Consider the following 15,993-nt stretch of genomic DNA (forward strand, 5'->3'; position numbering starts at 1 on the left):
ATGGCCGTACTCCCGCCGCCGTCGAGCGGCCGCGCGCGACCGATCACCTGCCGCCCCATGTGATCGGTCGCGTTTTTCTTTCGTCCCGGCGGGCGTCATTCCCTGTACGGCCTGAGGGCCGGAGCCGAACTCCATGCGTCCCGCGTTGATCTCCGCGTTTGGTCTCATCCTGTGCTTGGCACAGCCGCCGGCGGCCGGTTGGGCCGCAGCGTCCAGCGCACCGACGGCCGGTCCTGCAGCCGGCGAGGCAACCTCCGAGGAGGTGCAGGACGGGCATAAGCTCGATCTGGTGCGCGCCGCGCCGGTGACGCTGCGACAGGCGCTCGGCATTGCGGAGCAGCGCCATCCTGGCACCAAGAGCCTGCGGATCGAGACCGACCTCGCGGCCGAAGGGCTGATCTATCGGGTTCGCGCCGCGCGCGATGGCCAAGTGTGGGAGAGCGTGGTCTCCGCCGATTCCGGCATGATCGTCAGCGACCATCCGTCGCCGCCGCGGAAGGACGCCGATGGAGATGAGCGGGCCGAGATGGCGACGCTGGACGCGGTCGGACCTGGAATGTCCGAGGCGGTTGCGGTCGCCGAGCGTTCGGCGCGCGGCCGGGCCGTGCTCGGCGAGCTGCAGATCGAGCGGGGTCGGCTCAAATTCGTCATCGTGGTGCTAGCCGGGGACGACTTCAAAGAAGTGGTGCTCGAACCGCCCGGAGCGCGGTTGCGCCGGCCGGCGCCGCTCCGCCCGGGCAGCTCTGATCAACCGCACGCGTCGGGAGCCAAGCAGCCGTCATGACTGGCGCCTCGATCTCAGCCCTGGCCGCGCTCGCCGGCTCGGCGATCGGCGGGTTGGCCTCATTGGCCACGGCGTGGCTGACGCAGAGCCATCAGGAGCAGACCGCGCGGATCGCGCAGGAGAACACCCGCCGCGAACGGATCTTCGGCGAGTTCATCGACCAGGCGTCCAAGCTTTATGTCGATGCGCTGGTGCACTCGCTCGACGATCCGACCAAGATGATCGGCATCTACGCGGTGATCGGCAAGCTGCGGCTGTTCGCTGCGGCTGACACGATCCAGGAGGCGGAGCGGGTGATCGAAGCGATCGTCGAGATCTACTTCCGGCCGCCGCTGGATCTGCACGATCGCAAGACGCTGGACGTCGACAAATACGATCTGCTGCAGCCCTTCGCCGAGGCCTGCCGTCGAGAGTTGTTCCTTGCATCGCCAGCGCGGCGCCCGCCGACCCGAACGGCCCGCGCGGCGTACTGATTGGGTACGCAAAGCCCGAGCTGACGATCTCGGTAGACTGTCGCGTCGCCGCGATCATCGCACAGGCGCGTAACTCATCGCTCTTTCATCCATTGCCCCAACCGTCGCCGAACAAGCTGTGCGTTGCTTCGCAGTCATGAGCGTTTCCGCTCTTCGCGAAGCTCGCTTCCGATTGCGCATTTGCGCTTCCGACATCTTGGTCCGAGCCGCGCGTCACCCGTAAATCTCAGCTTACCGCTTGCACGTCCGAATGGGTGAAGGCGAGGTCCATCTGGACGTTTGGCGGTTCAACGATCCTTTCCGGCGCGAATTTGAAGATGCAGGGCCGACAGAAAAGTTCGGCGCAACGACACGCCATTGCCCAGAAAGGCAAACGTCCATGTCCGGTATCGTTCTTTCCAACGCCGTCCGCCAAAATCTTTCTTCGCTCCAGGCCACGGCTGACTTGCTCGCCACCACCCAAAGCCGTCTCTCGTCCGGCAAGAAGGTGAACACGGCGCTCGATAATCCGACCAACTTCTTCACCGCTGCTTCGCTCGACAGCCGCGCCAGCGACATCAACAACCTCCTCGATGGCATCGGCAACGGCGTGCAGATCCTGCAGGCCGCCAACACCGGTATCACCTCGCTGAACAAGCTGGTGGACAGTGCCAAGTCGATCGCCAACCAGGCTCTGCAGACCGTCGCGGGCTACGCCACCAAGTCGAACGTGTCGGCGACCATCTCCGGCGCTACCGCTGACGACCTCCGCGGCACCCAGAGCTTCAGCAACGCCGTTGCGAGCAGCAACGTGGTGTTCGACGGCACCGCCGGCGGCACCACCACTGCCTCCGCCACCGACCTGCTGGGCGGCGTTGCCGTCAGCATCGCTGCGGCGACCGCCGTCAACGTCGTCGGTGCCGCCGACAACACCGCACTCGGCAGTGCGCTGACCATCGGCACTGCCAGCGGCTCGGCGACCGGCGCCAGCAAGATCAGCGATCTGACCAACGGTCTGACCGCCACAGCGACCGGACCTGCTTCCGGCGATGCGATCACCGTCAACGGCAAGACCATCACCTTCGTCACCGCTGGTACGGCGAAGGCGGACTCCGAAGGCAACTACACGATCGGCCTCGATCAGGACCTGACGGCCCTGACCAAGACCATCGATGCGATGAACAACAACACGAGCAACGCGTCGGCCGTCACCGCCGGCAAGCTGGAGCTGCATTCGGGCACCACCAGCCCGCTGACCATCAGCGACAATGCGGGCGGTGCGGTTCTTGCTAAGCTCGGACTAGGCAATCAGACTGACAAGACCACTTTCAAGGTCGACACCGCGGCAGCCACCAGCGCGGCGGCGAACATCTCGGGCTCGACCCAGCTGTTCAACAGCCACGGCGGTCTGTCCTCGACGGCGATTGCTGACGGCACCACGCTGTCGGTGAACGGCAAGACCATCACCTTCAAGACCTCCGATGCCCCGCAGGGTAACAACATTGCCTCCGGCACTGGCGTTCTCGGCCGCATCGGTACCGACGGCAACGGCAACTCGACGATCTATCTCGGCGATCAGAGCAACTTCACCAACGCGACCGTGGGTGACGTTCTGACTGCGATCGATCTCGCCAATGGCGTGAAGTCGGCCACGATCTCGAACGGCGTGGCGACGATCTCGACCAGCGCCGGCCAGACCCCGTCGTCTGTCTCCGGTGGCATCGTCACCATCAACAGCTCGTCGGGCGCCGACCTCAATCTGACCGGTCCGACCGATCTGCTCAAGAACCTCGGTCTGACCACTGCGACCGGCTCTGGCCCGCTGACCCTCACCAAGCAGCGCACCACCGACGGCACCACGCTGGGTACGCTGATCGCGGACGGCTCGACCCTGAACGTGAACGGCCACACCATCACGTTCAAGAACGCAGCGGTGCCGAGCGCCTCTGCATCGCACACCGGTATCTCCGGCAACGTCGAAACCGACGGCAACGGCAACTCGACGGTGTACCTGCAGAAGGGCACCCTCGACGACGTGCTGAAGGCGGTCGACCTCGCCACCGGCGTGCGTAAGGCGACCCTCGGCAATGCCGGCGCGGTGATCTCCACCGCGAGCGGTGCGGCCAACTCGTCGATCACCAGCGGCATGCTGAAGCTCTCGACTGGTCTGCAGTCCGACCTCAGCATCACCGGCACCGGCAACGCGATGTCAGCGCTCGGCCTGACCGGCCCGAGCGGCACCGACAGCTCGTTCTCCGCGACCCGCGGTGCGAGCGCCGGCAGCCTGAACGGCAAGACGCTGAGCTTCACCTCCTTCAACGGCGGTGCGGGCGTCAACGTCACCTTCGGTGATGGCACCAACGGCACCGTCAAGTCGCTGGCCCAGCTCAACGTCGCGCTGGCCGCCAACAACATGTCGGCGTCGATCGACAACGCCACCGGCAAGCTGACGATCTCGACCTCCAACGACTACGCTTCCCACACCATGGGCGGCAACGAAGGTGGCGTGCTCGGCGGTACTGCGCTGACCACGCTGACCTTCACGACGCCTCAGGCGCCGGTCGCGGACGTCAACGCGCAGAACACCCGCGCGGGCCTGGTCAAGCAGTTCAACGACATCCTGAACCAGATCAAGACCACGGCTCAGGATGCTTCGTTCAACGGCGTCAACCTGCTGAACGGCGACAACCTGAAGCTGGTGTTCAACGAAACCGGCAAGTCGACGATCTCGATCCAGGGCGTCACCTTCGATCCGACCGGCCTCGGTCTGTCGAATTTGGCCTCGGGCGTCGACTTCATCGACAACAACGCCACCAACGCCGTGCTGAGCAAGCTGAGCACCGCCTCAACCACGCTGCGGTCGCAGGCTTCGGCGTTCGGTTCGAACCTGTCGGTGGTGCAGGCGCGTCAGGACTTCTCGAAGAGCCTGATCAACGTGCTGCAGACCGGCTCGGCCAACCTGACGCTGGCTGACACCAACGAGGAAGCGGCGAACAGCCAGGCGCTGTCGACCCGCCAGTCGATCGCGGTGTCGGCGCTGTCGCTGGCCAACCAGTCGCAGCAGGGCGTCCTGCAGTTGCTGCGCTAACGACAACGAACGGGCCGGCGGCGGAAACGTCGCCGGCCTGTTCTTCTTCTAAATCGAGGAGAGACCAGATGCCGTTGACCGAGATGACCGAAATCCTCGCCGCCAAGTCGCCGCGGCGGAAGGGGTCATCCGGACTGAAGATCACGTTGAAGCCGTTCGAGCGGATCGAAATCGGCGGTCTGACGCTGGTCAACGGATGGACGGAATCGTCGACGTTCTCGATCGAGGGCATTGCGCCGGTGCTGCGCCAGGCCAATACGATTCAGGAAGACCGCGCCGACACCGCTCTGAGGCAGGTGTATCTGCGGCTTCAGAAGCTTTATCTGCGCCGCGATGGCGCAACCATCGAATCCTATTTAGAAGCGGCAGAGCGCCTGCTGGCGGAGATGCCGGCGGCTGCGCAGGCCGTCGACAAGGCTGGCAAGGCGATCGCTGACGATCGGCTCTATGCCGCGCTGAAGGTGTATCGCGATCTGCTCGACGAGACCGATCCGGGTTGGTCGGCAGACGAGTCTGAACCGGCTCCGATCAAGCAGGGCACGCGCGAGGTTCAGCCCTCGGTCGAATTCGTCCGCGATCGTCGTCGCTATCGCGCGGGGCAGTCGCGCAGCCATGCAGGGTAGCCCTGCATCACCAAAAGTGGGGATGACGACTCTCTCGGGCTCGCTCTAGCTTCCCGTAAATTTACGAGGTCTCGCGCGATTCGGTTGTGCGCGGAGACGTTTCAACATCCGGTCAGACATTCGCACATCATGTTGGGATCGCAGCTCTCGAAGATCATCAAAGGGGTCGGTATCAGCGCCCTTGTGATTGATCGCGACGGCAAGATTCTCGAGTCCAGCGAAGAGACCGGCGCGCCCGCCACGTCGAAGGCGAAGAGCAAGCTCGGCAAGAGCTATTTCGATGCTTGCATTCGTCCGGATCGGCATTCGCTGGAGCTGCTCCGCGGCTTCAAGAGCCTCGCCGAGAAGAGCATCGACTTCTTCTCGACCGTCAGCTGGCGCGAGGAAGCCGGCGAGCGGAAACATTTTCTGATCGTCGCGACGCCGAGCGAAGATGATCCCGACGCGATCGTTGTGCTGCACATCGACGTGTCGGTGCTGCTCGGCGGCCGGCAGGAGCTGTCGGCGCTGATGATCGGGCAGGGCGCTGCCGCCGCGGCGCAGGCCGAAGCTGCGATGATCGGGGCGGTGCGCGGTGCCATCGTCGAGGCGCTCGCGGCCTCGCATGACCGCACGCCGACACTGACCATTGCCAAGCCGCCGGTCGAAGAGCACGACGTGTTCAGCGAGCTGACGCCGTCGCAACTGGAGCTGCTGCCTTATCTCGCCAGCGGCAAGAGCAATCGCCAGATTGCCAAAGAACGCGACATGAGCGAGTTCACCATCAAGTCGCAGGTGGCCGGCATCATCCAGAAGCTCAACGTCGCCAACCGGACCCAGGCGGCGCTGCTGGCGATGCGCAACAGTGAAGCGCTCGGCATGCGCAGGCGCGCCTAAGCGGCGCGACGCAACAGGCGCAGGCGAGGAGTGCTCTTCGTCTGTTGTCGTACAATTCTTCTTGCACACATCGTCGCTGCGGATGTCGGCGAGTTCGCATGATGCGACGCCGATTCCTGGGTGTGGCAAATCGTCCGGGTTGATTTTCAATCGCATCAGATGTTGTTCAACCGCGGAGTGCGGGCAGGCGTCGGTGACGCTGTCTGGCGCAGTGGGGACGCGGTGACGATCGTGAGTGATGCTTCTCGGATCAACGACGCTGTTCGCGTCATGGTCGAGACGCTCGACGCGGTGTCAGTTCACACCGTGGTGCTTGGCGGCGATGGGCGCTGCATCAGCATCTCGCCCTGCGCCGAGACGCTGCTGTCGAACGGATCACCGCTCACCGTCCAGATGGAGCGGCTGCGCCGCAGCAAGACCTCGAACGCGGTCGCCGAATGCCCGCGGCTCGGTGGCGCCGTCGACATCGACCACGATCTGCAGCCGTGTATCGACTGCGTCACGCGACGGAACGCCAGCGCGCCGTGCTCCGGCAGTTGCGCGATCTCGATCACCGGCCCACACGATGCCGCCGTCCATCTGCGGCTGACGTCGATCGCTGCCGCGGACCAGCAGGCTTTGACTGGTGCTGCCGCGATGGCGGTGATCCGGCCTTTGACGGTGCAGCATTCGGTGGAGCTACTGCCCGACATCGCCGTGCTACTCACCGCGGCGGAGCGCGACGTCGCAACCGAACTCCTTAGCGGCCGCCGGCCGGCCGAAATCGCGCAGCTTCGCGGCGTGTCGATCGGCACGATCCGATCGCAGATCAAGCGGATCTACGCCAAGCTCGGTGTCTCCGGCCTCGTCGAATTCATCGCCCGCGCGCGCCGCTAACTCGTCCGCCAGTTAGACGATCTCTCACCCGGCGCGGGTTTCGCGGCGGAAGGCGCCGGGGCTGCGGGCCATCCATTTCCGGAATGCGCGATGAAACGCGCTGGGCTCGGCAAAGCCGAGATCGGCTGCGATATCGCCCACCGGTTTTTCATTCTCAGCGAGCCAGCGGATCGCCAGTGCGCGGCGGATCTCGTCCTTGATGGTCTGATAGGTCTGTCCCTCGGCGCGCAGCCGGCGGCGCAGCGTCGAGGCTGGGATCTTCATCTGCTTCGCCAGGGTCTCGAAGTTCGGCCACGCAGTCGGAGGCTTGGCGCGCAGCGTGGTGCGGATGGCGGCGGTGAGGGTGGCGTCGTGGCGATACCGCACCAGGATGTTGGCCGGCGCCAGCCGTAGAAACTCCTTCAGCGCCCGCTCGGTGCGCGTGGTGGGGAGATCGAGATAGCTGGCATCGAACGCCAGCGCGCTTTGCGGCTGACCGAACCGCACCGGCGCGCCGAAGAACGAGCGATAGTCGGCAGCCACCGCCGGCGGGCCGCAGGCGAAATCGACCCGGCGCAGCGGCAGCCGGCGGCCGACCAGCCAGCACGCGATGCCATGTACCACGATCCAGAAGGTGCGATAGGCGAAGGCCGAACGCGGTGTGGCTTTGTCATGCAGCACGATGCGGGCGAGGTCGCCCTCGACCCGCAGCTCGCCATACGGATCGTCGAGCGCCACCTTCAGAAACCGCAACGCGCGGTTCAGCGCCTGCCGCAGCGTGCCGGCATTTAGCACCGCGTGGCAGAGCAGCGTGAACGAGCCCGGCCGCATCGGCCGCCCGCCGAGGCCGAAGAACTCATCGTCCATCGCAGCCGCGACCGCCAGCCATAGCGCGCCGAACTGCGCCGCGGACACGCGCTCCCGCACCACCTCGGGCAGGCCGGCAGCGGCGAACACCGGTCCCGGCGCAACGCCGGCCCGGCGCAGGCAGTCGGCGACCTCTTCCACGAACAGGGGCGCGATCGTCCGCCGCTCCATTCGTCCGCTCCTTCCTCGAAAGTGGCAAAACCGATCACAAATCTAGGTCAGTTTGGTCCTAGAAAGCCACAGGGCTCCGCCGCTTAATCCGCGGCCGTGAATCCATTCGCGTCAGCCCCTCGTGCCAACAACGAGGGCAGGGGAAGAAACACCATGAGCAACGCCCATCCTGCGGTCGCAGCCACTGAAGATTATGCCGACGTCCTGGCGCGGTTTCGCCGCGAGGACCTCGAAGCCCTGTTCGACGGCAATTTCGCGACCGGCATCAACGTCTGCATCGAATGCTGCGACCGTCACGTCGCCGGCGGCGGCACGGCGCTGGATTGGGAAAGCCAGGACGGCCGCACCGCCTCCTTCAGCTTTGCCGAGATGAAGGACTATGCGGCGCGGGTGGCCAATCTGCTGGTCGCGCAGGGCGTGAAGCCCGGCGACGTCGTCGCCGGCATGCTGCCGCGCACGCCCGAGCTGCTGGCGCTGATCCTCGGCACCTGGCGCGCCGGCGCGGTGTATCAGCCGCTGTTCACCGCGTTCGGTCCCAAGGCGATCGAGCACCGCGTCAAGATGAGCGCCGCCAAGCTCGTGGTCACCGATCTGGCCAACCGCGCCAAGCTCGCCGACGTCGCCGATTGCCCGACCGTGGCGATCGTGCTGCGGCCGGGCGAGACCGCGCCGCTCGGCGATCTCGATTTCCATGCCGAGATCGCGGCGCAATCGACCGAATTCGCGCCTGTGCTGCGCAAGGGCACCGACCTGTTCCTGATGATGTCGACCTCCGGCACCACCGGCCTGCCGAAGGGCGTGCCGGTGCCGATCAACGCGCTGCCGGCGTTCTATTCGTACATCCGCGACGCGGTCGACCTGCGCCCCGATGACATCTTCTGGAACATCGCCGATCCCGGCTGGGCCTACGGCCTGTACTACGCGGTGACCGGTCCGCTACTGCACGGCCACGCCACCACCTTCTACGACGGTCCGTTCACAGCAGAGAGCACCTACAGCCTGATCAAGCGCCGCGGCATTACCAATCTGGCCGGTGCGCCGACCGCGTATCGGTTGCTGATCGCGGCGGGTCCGGAAGCTGCGGCGCCGGTGAAGGGCCAGCTTCGCGTTGTCAGCAGCGCCGGCGAGCCGCTCAATCCGGAAGTGATCCGCTGGTTCGCCGAGCATCTCGCCGCGCCGATCCACGATCACTACGGCCAGACCGAGCTCGGTATGGTGGTCAACAATCACCACCGCCTGCGCCACACGGTGCATCCGGGCTCCGCGGGTCTGGCGATGCCGGGCTTCCGCGTCGCGGTGCTCGACGAGCAGAGCAACGAACTGCCGCCGAACGTGCCGGGCGTGCTGAGCGTCGATCTGAAGCGCTCGCCGCTGATGTGGTTCTCCGGCTATTGGCAGCAGGAAACGCCGGCGATCGAAGGCGGTTACTACCGCACCGGCGACACCGTCGAGCTGGAGCCGGATGGCTCGATCAGCTTCGTCGGCCGGGCCGACGACGTCATCACCTCGTCGGGCTATCGCATCGGTCCGTTCGACGTCGAGAGCGCGCTGATCGAGCATGCGGCGGTGATCGAGGCGGCGGTGATCGGAAAGCCCGATCCCGAGCGCACCGAGATTGTCAAAGCCTATGTGGTGCTCGCCAAGGACGTGACGCCGAGCGAGGCGCTGGCCGAGGAGTTGCGCCAATACGTCAAGAAGCGGCTTTCGGCGCACGCCTATCCGCGCGAGATCGAATTCCTGGAACAACTCCCGAAGACGCCGAGCGGCAAGCTGCAGCGCTTCATTCTGCGCAAGCGCGACACCGAGCCGGCGGGCACGGCCCAGGGCACTTCTTCTGCAGCTTGAGAGACGGATTAAATCGTCATGAACATTACTGATCGCGTTTTCCTGGTCACCGGCGCCGCCTCCGGTCTCGGCGCTGCCACCGCCCGCACCCTGGTCGCCGGCGGCGCCAAGGTGGTCGGCCTCGATCTCAACGCCGAGGCCGGGGCTAAGCTCGAACAGGAGCTCGGTGCGAGCTTCCGCTTCCTCGCCACCGACGTCACCAAGGCCGAGGATGCTGAGGCGGCGGTGAAGCTGGCCCAGGACATCTTCGGCCACGTCAACGGGCTGGTGAACTGTGCCGGCGTGGCGCCGGGCGAAAAGGTGCTCGGCCGCAACGGCCCGCACAAGCTCGACAGCTTCGCCCGGGCGATCACCATCAACCTGATCGGCAGCTTCAACATGATCCGGCTCGCCGCCGAGGCGATGAGCAAGGAACAGCCGGACGCCGAAGGCGAGCGCGGGGTGATCATCAACACCGCCTCGGTCGCGGCGTTCGACGGCCAGATCGGGCAGGCGGCCTATTCGGCCTCCAAGGGCGGCGTTGCCGCGATGACACTGCCGATTGCGCGCGAGCTGGCGCAGCACGGCATTCGCGTGGTGACGATCGCACCCGGCATCTTCGAAACCCCGATGATGGCCGGGATGCCGCAGCCGGTGCAGGATGCGCTCGGCAAGAGCGTGCCGTTCCCGCCGCGGCTCGGCCGGCCGGCCGAATACGCCGCGCTGGTGAAGGCGATCTGCGAGAATACGATGCTGAACGGCGAGGTGATCCGCCTCGACGGCGCACTGCGGATGGCGCCGCGCTGAGGCGCGGCGTTTCCTCTATCGTCTCGATCAAACAAACCAAGATGCAGGGAGAACTCCCATGACCCACGATCCTATCGTTATCGTCGGCTCCGCGCGGACCCCGATGGGCGGCTTTCAGGGCGAGCTGAAGGACGCCACCGCATCCCAGCTCGGCTCGGCCGCGATTTCGGCCGCGGTCGAGCGCGCGGGGCTGAAGCCGGATGCGATCGATGAAGTCGTGTTCGGCTGCGTGCTGCCGGCCGGCCAGGGCCAGGCACCCGCCCGGCAGGCTTCGCTCGGCGCCGGCCTGCCGCTGTCGGCGGGCTGCACCACCGTGAACAAGATGTGCGGCTCCGGCATGAAGGCGGCGATGCTCGCGCATGATCTGTTGATCGCCGGCAGTGCCACCGTCGCGGTAGCGGGCGGCATGGAGAGCATGACCAATGCGCCGTATCTGCTCGACCGCGCCCGCGGCGGCTATCGCATGGGCCACGGCCGGGTGCTCGACCACATGTTTCTCGACGGCTTGGAAGACGCCTACGACAAAGGCCGGCTGATGGGCACCTTCGCCGAGGACTGTGCGCAAAGCTATCAGTTCACCCGCGAGACCCAGGACAACTTCGCCATCACCTCGCTGACCCGCGCCCAGGCCGCGATCAAGGACGGCTCATTCGCGCGCGAGATCACGCCGGTGACGCTGAAGTCCGGCAAGTCGGACATCACTGTCACCACCGACGAACAGCCGCTGAAGGCCAAGCTCGACAAGATCCCGACGCTGAAGCCGGCGTTTCGCGACGGCGGCACCGTGACAGCGGCGAACTCGTCGTCGATTTCCGACGGCGCCGCCGCGCTGGTGCTGATGCGCCTTTCCGAAGCCGACAAGCGCGGCCTGAAGCCGCTCGCGGCGATCGTCGGTCATTCCACCCACGCCCACGAGCCGGCGCTGTTCGCCACCGCGCCGATCGGCGCGATCCGCAAGCTCAGCGAACGCACCGGTTGGAATCTCGCCGACGTCGATCTGTTCGAAGTCAACGAGGCGTTCGCGGTGGTGGCGCTGGCGGCGATGCACGATCTCGGCCTGCCGCACGACAAGGTCAACGTCCATGGCGGCGCCTGCGCGCTCGGTCATCCGATCGGCGCTTCCGGCGCGCGCGTGCTGGTGACGCTGCTGGCAGCGCTGGAGAAGTACGATCTCAAGCGCGGCATCGCCTCGCTGTGCATCGGCGGCGGCGAAGCGACTGCCGTGGCGGTCGAGCGGTTGTCGTGAGCGCATCATGATCCTCAACGAACTGCAGACCCAGATCCGCGACACCGCCCGCGACTTCGCGCGTGAGCGGCTCGCCCCGACCGCGGCGGCGCGCGACGCCGCGCACGCGTTTCCGCGCGCCGAACTGACGGAGATGGGCCAGCTCGGCTTTCTCGGCATGCTGGTGCCGGAAGCCTATGGCGGCTCCGACACCGGCATGGTGGCCTACACCCTGGCGCTGGAAGAGATCGCGGCGGGCGACGGCGCGTGCTCGACCATCGTCAGCGTGCATTCCTCGGTGGCGTGCATGCCGATCCTGAAATTCGGCACCGACGAGCAGAAGCAGCGCTTCCTGCCGAAGCTCGCCAGCGGTGAATGGATCGGCGGCTTTGCGCTGACCGAGCCGCAGGCCGGCTCGGACGCCTCGAACCTGCGCACCACCGCGCGCCGCGACGGCGATGCCTACGTCATCAACGGCGCCAAGCAGTTCATCACCTCGGGGCAGAACGGCCAGCTGATCATCCTGTTCGCCGTCACCGATCCGTCGGCCGGCAAGAAGGGCATCACCGCCTTCATCGTGCCGACCGATACGCCCGGCTACGAGGTGGTGCGTGTCGAGGACAAGCTCGGCCAGCATTCGTCCGATACCTGCCAGCTCGCCTTCAATGATATGCGCATTCCCACGGACCTGCGGCTCGGCGCCGAAGGCGAGGGGCTCAAGATCGCGCTGTCGAATCTCGAAGGCGGCCGGATCGGCATCGCCTCGCAGGCGGTCGGGATGGCGCGCGCTGCGTTCGAGGCGGCTCGCGACTACGCGCGCGACCGCGTCACCTTCGGCAAACCGATCGTCGAGCACCAGGCGGTGGCGTTCCGGCTCGCCGACATGGCGACGCGCATCGCCGCCGCGCGGCAGATGGTGCTGCACGCCGCCAGCCTGCGCGAAGCCGGGCTGCCGTGCCTGACCGAAGCCTCGATGGCCAAGCTGTTCGCTTCCGAGACTGCCGAGGCGGTGTGCTCGTCGGCGATCCAGACGCTCGGCGGTTACGGTTACTTGAAGGACTTCCCGGTCGAGCGGATCTATCGCGACGTGCGCGTTTGCCAGATTTATGAAGGCACCAGCGACGTCCAGCGCATCGTGATCTCACGCAATCTGTAAAAGCAGTTCTGCTTCTGCCGAATTGCGAGCGGCGTCGGAAGACCCGCCACGGATTCAACATCATGGGGAGGAGGCGCAAAGCGCCTTCTCGCATTGTGCGGCGCGAGCGATCGTCTTCTCGTTTCGGCAGGCTGAAGGCGGCCGGGAGGAAGACCGCCGGGACACGCCGCGGCGTTCATTTGGAATGGAGCGCAGTCTTCTGGGTGCGCAACACCACCGCGTCGTGGCGCTCGGCGGTTCACCGGACGCAGCCTGAATACTGAACCAGTCGTACAGCATGAATTGACACCCCCGCGGGCCCGCGCTAAACACAATATCAATACCGTACGTACGGTATTGATATTGTCTGATGAGATTGAGGACCGCGATGGAGACGACAGCAGCCGCGCAGGAGCGCTACACGCGTCCGGCGATTTTTCTGCACTGGGGCATGACAGCAATCATCGTCGGGCTGATCGGCCTTGGGTTCTACATGGGACAGCTGCCGCCTTCGCCGGAAAAGTATGCGCTCTACGAGCTGCACAAGTCGCTCGGTGTCGTGACGGTGTTGCTGCTGTTCGGACGCTTCATCTGGCGCGCCGCCAATACGCCGCCGGAGCTGCCGACCGCCTATTCGCAGCTACTCCGCACCGCCAGCCATCTCGGGCACTTTGCACTTTACGTGTTGATGCTCGCCGTGCCGGTCAGCGGCTGGGTGATGAGCGCTGCTTATGGTCGACCGGCTTCGCTGTTCGGCGTGCCGATTCCGCCGCCGGTCGCCAAGAGCGAGGATCTCGCCGAACTCTGGGGCACGATCCACTTCGCTCTCGGATCGGCGCTGGCGCTGGTGATCGCGGGGCACACGCTGTTCGCGCTCAAGCATCACTTCATCGACAAGGATGGGCTGCTGTGGCGAATGTGGGTCCGATGCCCCTGAGGACCCGCAGCGGAGGCGGACCGTCCAACGCCGCCGGACGGTCCGTCTCCCATCAGACGCGCCTTGTCGTCAGAACGTGTGGGTGAGCCGGGCAGTGAAGTTGCGGCCGGGCTCGAGCAGCGGGTTGTACATCGACTGGCTGTACGATCGGTTCACATAGGTCGACGCGCTCGCATACGAGGTGTCGAAGATGTTCTGCAGGCTGAGGTGCAGCTTGGTGTCGCCGAGGCGGCGCGAGACCAGCACGCCGAGATCGAACGAGGCGTAGATGCTCGGGACCGCATAGGCACCGGTCGGGTATTCCTGCGTTGTGTTGATGCGGGTCTTGGCCGACGCCCAATCCACCGCGGCACCGACCGCATAGCCGGAGCCGACCGGCGCGTATTGCACGCCGACGCGTCCTTTCCACGGCGCGATGAACGGCAGCGGCGCATCGGTGTCGGTGTTGGTCGCCTGCAGCCACGCGGCATTGCCGTGCAGGTTGAACGACGACGTCGCCTGCCAGCGCCACTCGGCTTCGACGCCGTTCACGGTGGCATGGCCGACGTTTTGGCTCTGCGTCACCGAGGCGCCGTTATAGGTGACGAACACCGACTGCAGGAAATTCGCGTAGTGGCTGTCGAACGCCGTCAGCTTGAAGGTGGCGGTCGGGAAGTTGAGCTGGAAGCCGCCCTCGTAGGTGAGGCCGGTCTCCGGCTTCAGCTCCGGATTTGGGATCGAGGTCGCCGAGAACGCGAACAGCTCGGAATTGGTCGGATAGCGATAAGACGTGCCGACCGAGGCGAGCAGATCGAGGATCGGCGTCACGTGTACGGTGGCGCCGATGCTGCCGGTCGGCGCGGTGGCAGTGACGTCGCTGTTCTGCCGAAGCACCGCGAGGGCGCGGGCCGAACTCACCGGAGATAGCTCCGATGTGGTGTTGAACCAGTCGAACCGGCCGCCGGCCGACAGCGTCAACAGATCAATCGGCTTCCACTCGTGCAGCATGAACGCGCCGGCATTGGCCTGGGTGTTGTCTGGGCCGGTCTTGAACTCGGGCGTGATCGTCGAGCTGGCAGCGGTCTGCCGAACCGACCACGACGTGCTGCCCGGCCGCCATTCCTGGAAACCGTCGAAGCCGAACGTCGTCTTGAGCAGGCCCCATGGCGCCGGATCCCACGGAATCACGCCTTGCACCCGGCCGCCGATCACCAGCGGGCCGCCGACGTGGCTGACCGAGGAGGTGACGACGCCCGGCGTCGCGGTGTTCACTGTCGAGAGCTTGGTGTCGAAGTAGTTGGCGTAGAACGAGCCTTCGACGTGCTGGACGAGCTGATCGGTGAAGTCGCCGGCATAGGACAGCTTCGCCATGTGCACTTGGTTCGGCTGCTGCCGCACCTGCATATAAGGCCAGCCCGGTGCGCCGCCGACGCCGCCGGCGCGGCCGTCTTCTTCCCAATAGTCGCGCAGCGTCAATTCAAAGCGCTGGTTGCTGGTCGGCGACCAGCCGAGCCGCAGATTGCCGCCGATGCTCTCGTAATCGCTGTTGAGCGCAGGACCGCTCGGCGTCTGATAATTGCCGCCCTTGCGATAGCTGACGCCGCCGAGCACGTCGAAGCCCATGCCGGCCGCCTGCGCCCATTCATAGGTGCTGAAGCCGTTGTCGACCGAGCTGTAACCGGCCGAGAACCCGCCATGGGTGACGCGCCACGGGCCGAACGGATCGACCTGGGGACGGCGGGTGACGACGTTGACGAGCCCGGTCATCGCCTCGGAGCCGTACACCACTGAGGCGGGGCCGCGCACCACCTCGACCCGCTCGATCTCTTCGGGGGCAAAGTAATTGAGCTGCAGCGTGTTGCGACCGCGGAAGCGGTCGCCGTCGATATACATCGGCGAGCGCCAGTTGTTGGACGAGAAGCCGCGCAGATAAATCTGGCCGCCGATGCCGCCGGCGCGCGCGATCGATACGCCCGGAACGTTCTGCAGGATGTCGAGCAGGCTGGTCGGGCTGGTCTGTTCGATCTGCGCGCGATCGACGACGGTGATGCTCTGCTGCGCGGTGTGTGGAATTCCGGGTTGCGGAAGCTTGCCACCCATCGGCTTGAGCGAATTATCCGAGGTCGCTACTGCGGCCTGCTGAGCCGGCGCAGGCTTTGGAGCTTGCGCCGCGGTGCGGCGGGCGCCGCGGCCATCGCTCGACCGTGTTGCGCGCTGCGGCTTCGGTGGATTCGCCGATTCCACGCGCACTTCCGGCAACACATGGCGCGCGCGCGGTGTCGATGCGTCGGCGGTCTGCGCCCGCGTCGCGGTGCTCGATCCCGCCGTCATCGCGCAGGCCAGTGCGACGCTCAGTCCGCAGCTGGAAGC

General features: G+C 65.9%; 13 protein-coding genes. 11 read left to right on the forward strand and 2 right to left on the reverse strand.

The window, feature by feature from the left end; all coding sequences use genetic code 11:
* The first annotated feature begins 133 nt into the window (after positions 1–133).
* The 6 genes from RPPS3_RS11545 (at position 134) to RPPS3_RS11570 (ending at position 6,699) form a co-directional block, all read left to right on the forward strand.
* Positions 134–784: a PepSY domain-containing protein gene (locus tag RPPS3_RS11545; RefSeq protein ID WP_107344198.1), complete on the forward strand. Its 651-nt coding sequence runs from the start codon at positions 134–136 to the stop codon at positions 782–784.
* Complete coding sequence (locus RPPS3_RS11550) at positions 781–1,257, forward strand: hypothetical protein (RefSeq protein ID WP_107344200.1); 477 nt, start codon at positions 781–783, stop codon at positions 1,255–1,257. The genes RPPS3_RS11545 and RPPS3_RS11550 overlap by 4 nt, the downstream gene beginning before the upstream one ends.
* A 379-nt stretch (positions 1,258–1,636) precedes the next feature.
* The gene (locus RPPS3_RS11555; protein ID WP_107344201.1) at positions 1,637–4,324 is read left to right on the forward strand and encodes a DUF1522 domain-containing protein; all 2,688 of its coding nucleotides are present in this window, start codon (positions 1,637–1,639) and stop codon (positions 4,322–4,324) included.
* A gap of 68 nt (positions 4,325–4,392) precedes the next feature.
* Positions 4,393–4,947 carry a flagellar biosynthesis repressor FlbT gene (locus RPPS3_RS11560; protein ID WP_107344202.1) on the forward strand — a complete coding sequence of 185 codons (555 nt, stop codon included), beginning with the start codon at positions 4,393–4,395 and terminating at the stop codon, positions 4,945–4,947.
* A 129-nt stretch (positions 4,948–5,076) separates the two neighbouring features.
* Positions 5,077–5,823 (forward strand): helix-turn-helix transcriptional regulator, encoded by a 747-nt coding sequence (locus RPPS3_RS11565; protein ID WP_107344204.1) that lies wholly within the window; start codon positions 5,077–5,079, stop codon positions 5,821–5,823.
* A gap of 231 nt (positions 5,824–6,054) precedes the next feature.
* Positions 6,055–6,699, forward strand: a complete 645-nt coding sequence (locus tag RPPS3_RS11570) for a helix-turn-helix transcriptional regulator (protein ID WP_234820187.1) — start codon at positions 6,055–6,057, stop codon at positions 6,697–6,699.
* Positions 6,700–6,723: 24 nt separating this feature from the next.
* Here RPPS3_RS11570 and RPPS3_RS11575 read toward each other — a convergent pair whose 3' ends face one another.
* On the reverse strand, positions 6,724–7,716 hold the full coding sequence (locus tag RPPS3_RS11575) for an AraC family transcriptional regulator (RefSeq protein WP_107344206.1): 993 nt from the start codon (positions 7,714–7,716) through the stop codon (positions 6,724–6,726).
* 153 nt (positions 7,717–7,869) lie between these two features.
* On the opposite strand from RPPS3_RS11575, the gene RPPS3_RS11580 reads away from it, so the two are divergent.
* From RPPS3_RS11580 to RPPS3_RS11600, 5 genes are all read left to right on the forward strand, one after another.
* Positions 7,870–9,561 (forward strand): acyl-CoA synthetase, encoded by a 1,692-nt coding sequence (locus RPPS3_RS11580; protein WP_107344208.1) that lies wholly within the window; start codon positions 7,870–7,872, stop codon positions 9,559–9,561.
* Positions 9,562–9,579: 18 nt separating this feature from the next.
* Positions 9,580–10,347, forward strand: a complete 768-nt coding sequence (locus RPPS3_RS11585) for a 3-hydroxyacyl-CoA dehydrogenase (RefSeq protein WP_107344209.1) — start codon at positions 9,580–9,582, stop codon at positions 10,345–10,347.
* 58 nt (positions 10,348–10,405) lie between these two features.
* Complete coding sequence (locus tag RPPS3_RS11590) at positions 10,406–11,593, forward strand: acetyl-CoA C-acetyltransferase (protein ID WP_107344210.1); 1,188 nt, start codon at positions 10,406–10,408, stop codon at positions 11,591–11,593.
* 7 nt (positions 11,594–11,600) lie between these two features.
* Positions 11,601–12,728 (forward strand): acyl-CoA dehydrogenase family protein, encoded by a 1,128-nt coding sequence (locus RPPS3_RS11595; protein ID WP_107344211.1) that lies wholly within the window; start codon positions 11,601–11,603, stop codon positions 12,726–12,728.
* A 367-nt stretch (positions 12,729–13,095) separates the two neighbouring features.
* Positions 13,096–13,644 (forward strand): cytochrome b, encoded by a 549-nt coding sequence (locus RPPS3_RS11600; protein WP_107344213.1) that lies wholly within the window; start codon positions 13,096–13,098, stop codon positions 13,642–13,644.
* Between the two features lie 69 nt (positions 13,645–13,713).
* Here the strand turns inward: RPPS3_RS11600 and RPPS3_RS11605 are convergent, their stop codons facing one another.
* Positions 13,714–15,867: a TonB-dependent receptor gene (locus RPPS3_RS11605; protein WP_234820188.1), complete on the reverse strand. Its 2,154-nt coding sequence runs from the start codon at positions 15,865–15,867 to the stop codon at positions 13,714–13,716.
* Between the last annotated feature and the right edge of the window lie 126 nt (positions 15,868–15,993).

The organism is Rhodopseudomonas palustris, from assembly GCF_003031265.1.
GTDB classification, from domain to species: domain Bacteria; phylum Pseudomonadota; class Alphaproteobacteria; order Rhizobiales; family Xanthobacteraceae; genus Rhodopseudomonas; species Rhodopseudomonas palustris_H.

Bases quoted from the DNA above. Each gene is read 5' to 3' on its own strand.
- RPPS3_RS11595 (WP_107344211.1), top strand. From the start codon at position 11,601: ATGATCCTCAACGAACTGCAGACCCAGATCCGCGACACCGCCCGCGAC.
- RPPS3_RS11560 (WP_107344202.1), top strand. From the start codon at position 4,393: ATGCCGTTGACCGAGATGACCGAAATCCTCGCCGCCAAGTCGCCGCGG.
- RPPS3_RS11600 (WP_107344213.1), top strand. From the start codon at position 13,096: ATGGAGACGACAGCAGCCGCGCAGGAGCGCTACACGCGTCCGGCGATT.
- RPPS3_RS11545 (WP_107344198.1), top strand. From the start codon at position 134: ATGCGTCCCGCGTTGATCTCCGCGTTTGGTCTCATCCTGTGCTTGGCA.
- RPPS3_RS11590 (WP_107344210.1), top strand. From the start codon at position 10,406: ATGACCCACGATCCTATCGTTATCGTCGGCTCCGCGCGGACCCCGATG.
- RPPS3_RS11580 (WP_107344208.1), top strand. From the start codon at position 7,870: ATGAGCAACGCCCATCCTGCGGTCGCAGCCACTGAAGATTATGCCGAC.
- RPPS3_RS11575 (WP_107344206.1), bottom strand. From the start codon at position 7,716: ATGGAGCGGCGGACGATCGCGCCCCTGTTCGTGGAAGAGGTCGCCGAC.
- RPPS3_RS11555 (WP_107344201.1), top strand. From the start codon at position 1,637: ATGTCCGGTATCGTTCTTTCCAACGCCGTCCGCCAAAATCTTTCTTCG.
- RPPS3_RS11585 (WP_107344209.1), top strand. From the start codon at position 9,580: ATGAACATTACTGATCGCGTTTTCCTGGTCACCGGCGCCGCCTCCGGT.
- RPPS3_RS11565 (WP_107344204.1), top strand. From the start codon at position 5,077: ATGTTGGGATCGCAGCTCTCGAAGATCATCAAAGGGGTCGGTATCAGC.
- RPPS3_RS11550 (WP_107344200.1), top strand. From the start codon at position 781: ATGACTGGCGCCTCGATCTCAGCCCTGGCCGCGCTCGCCGGCTCGGCG.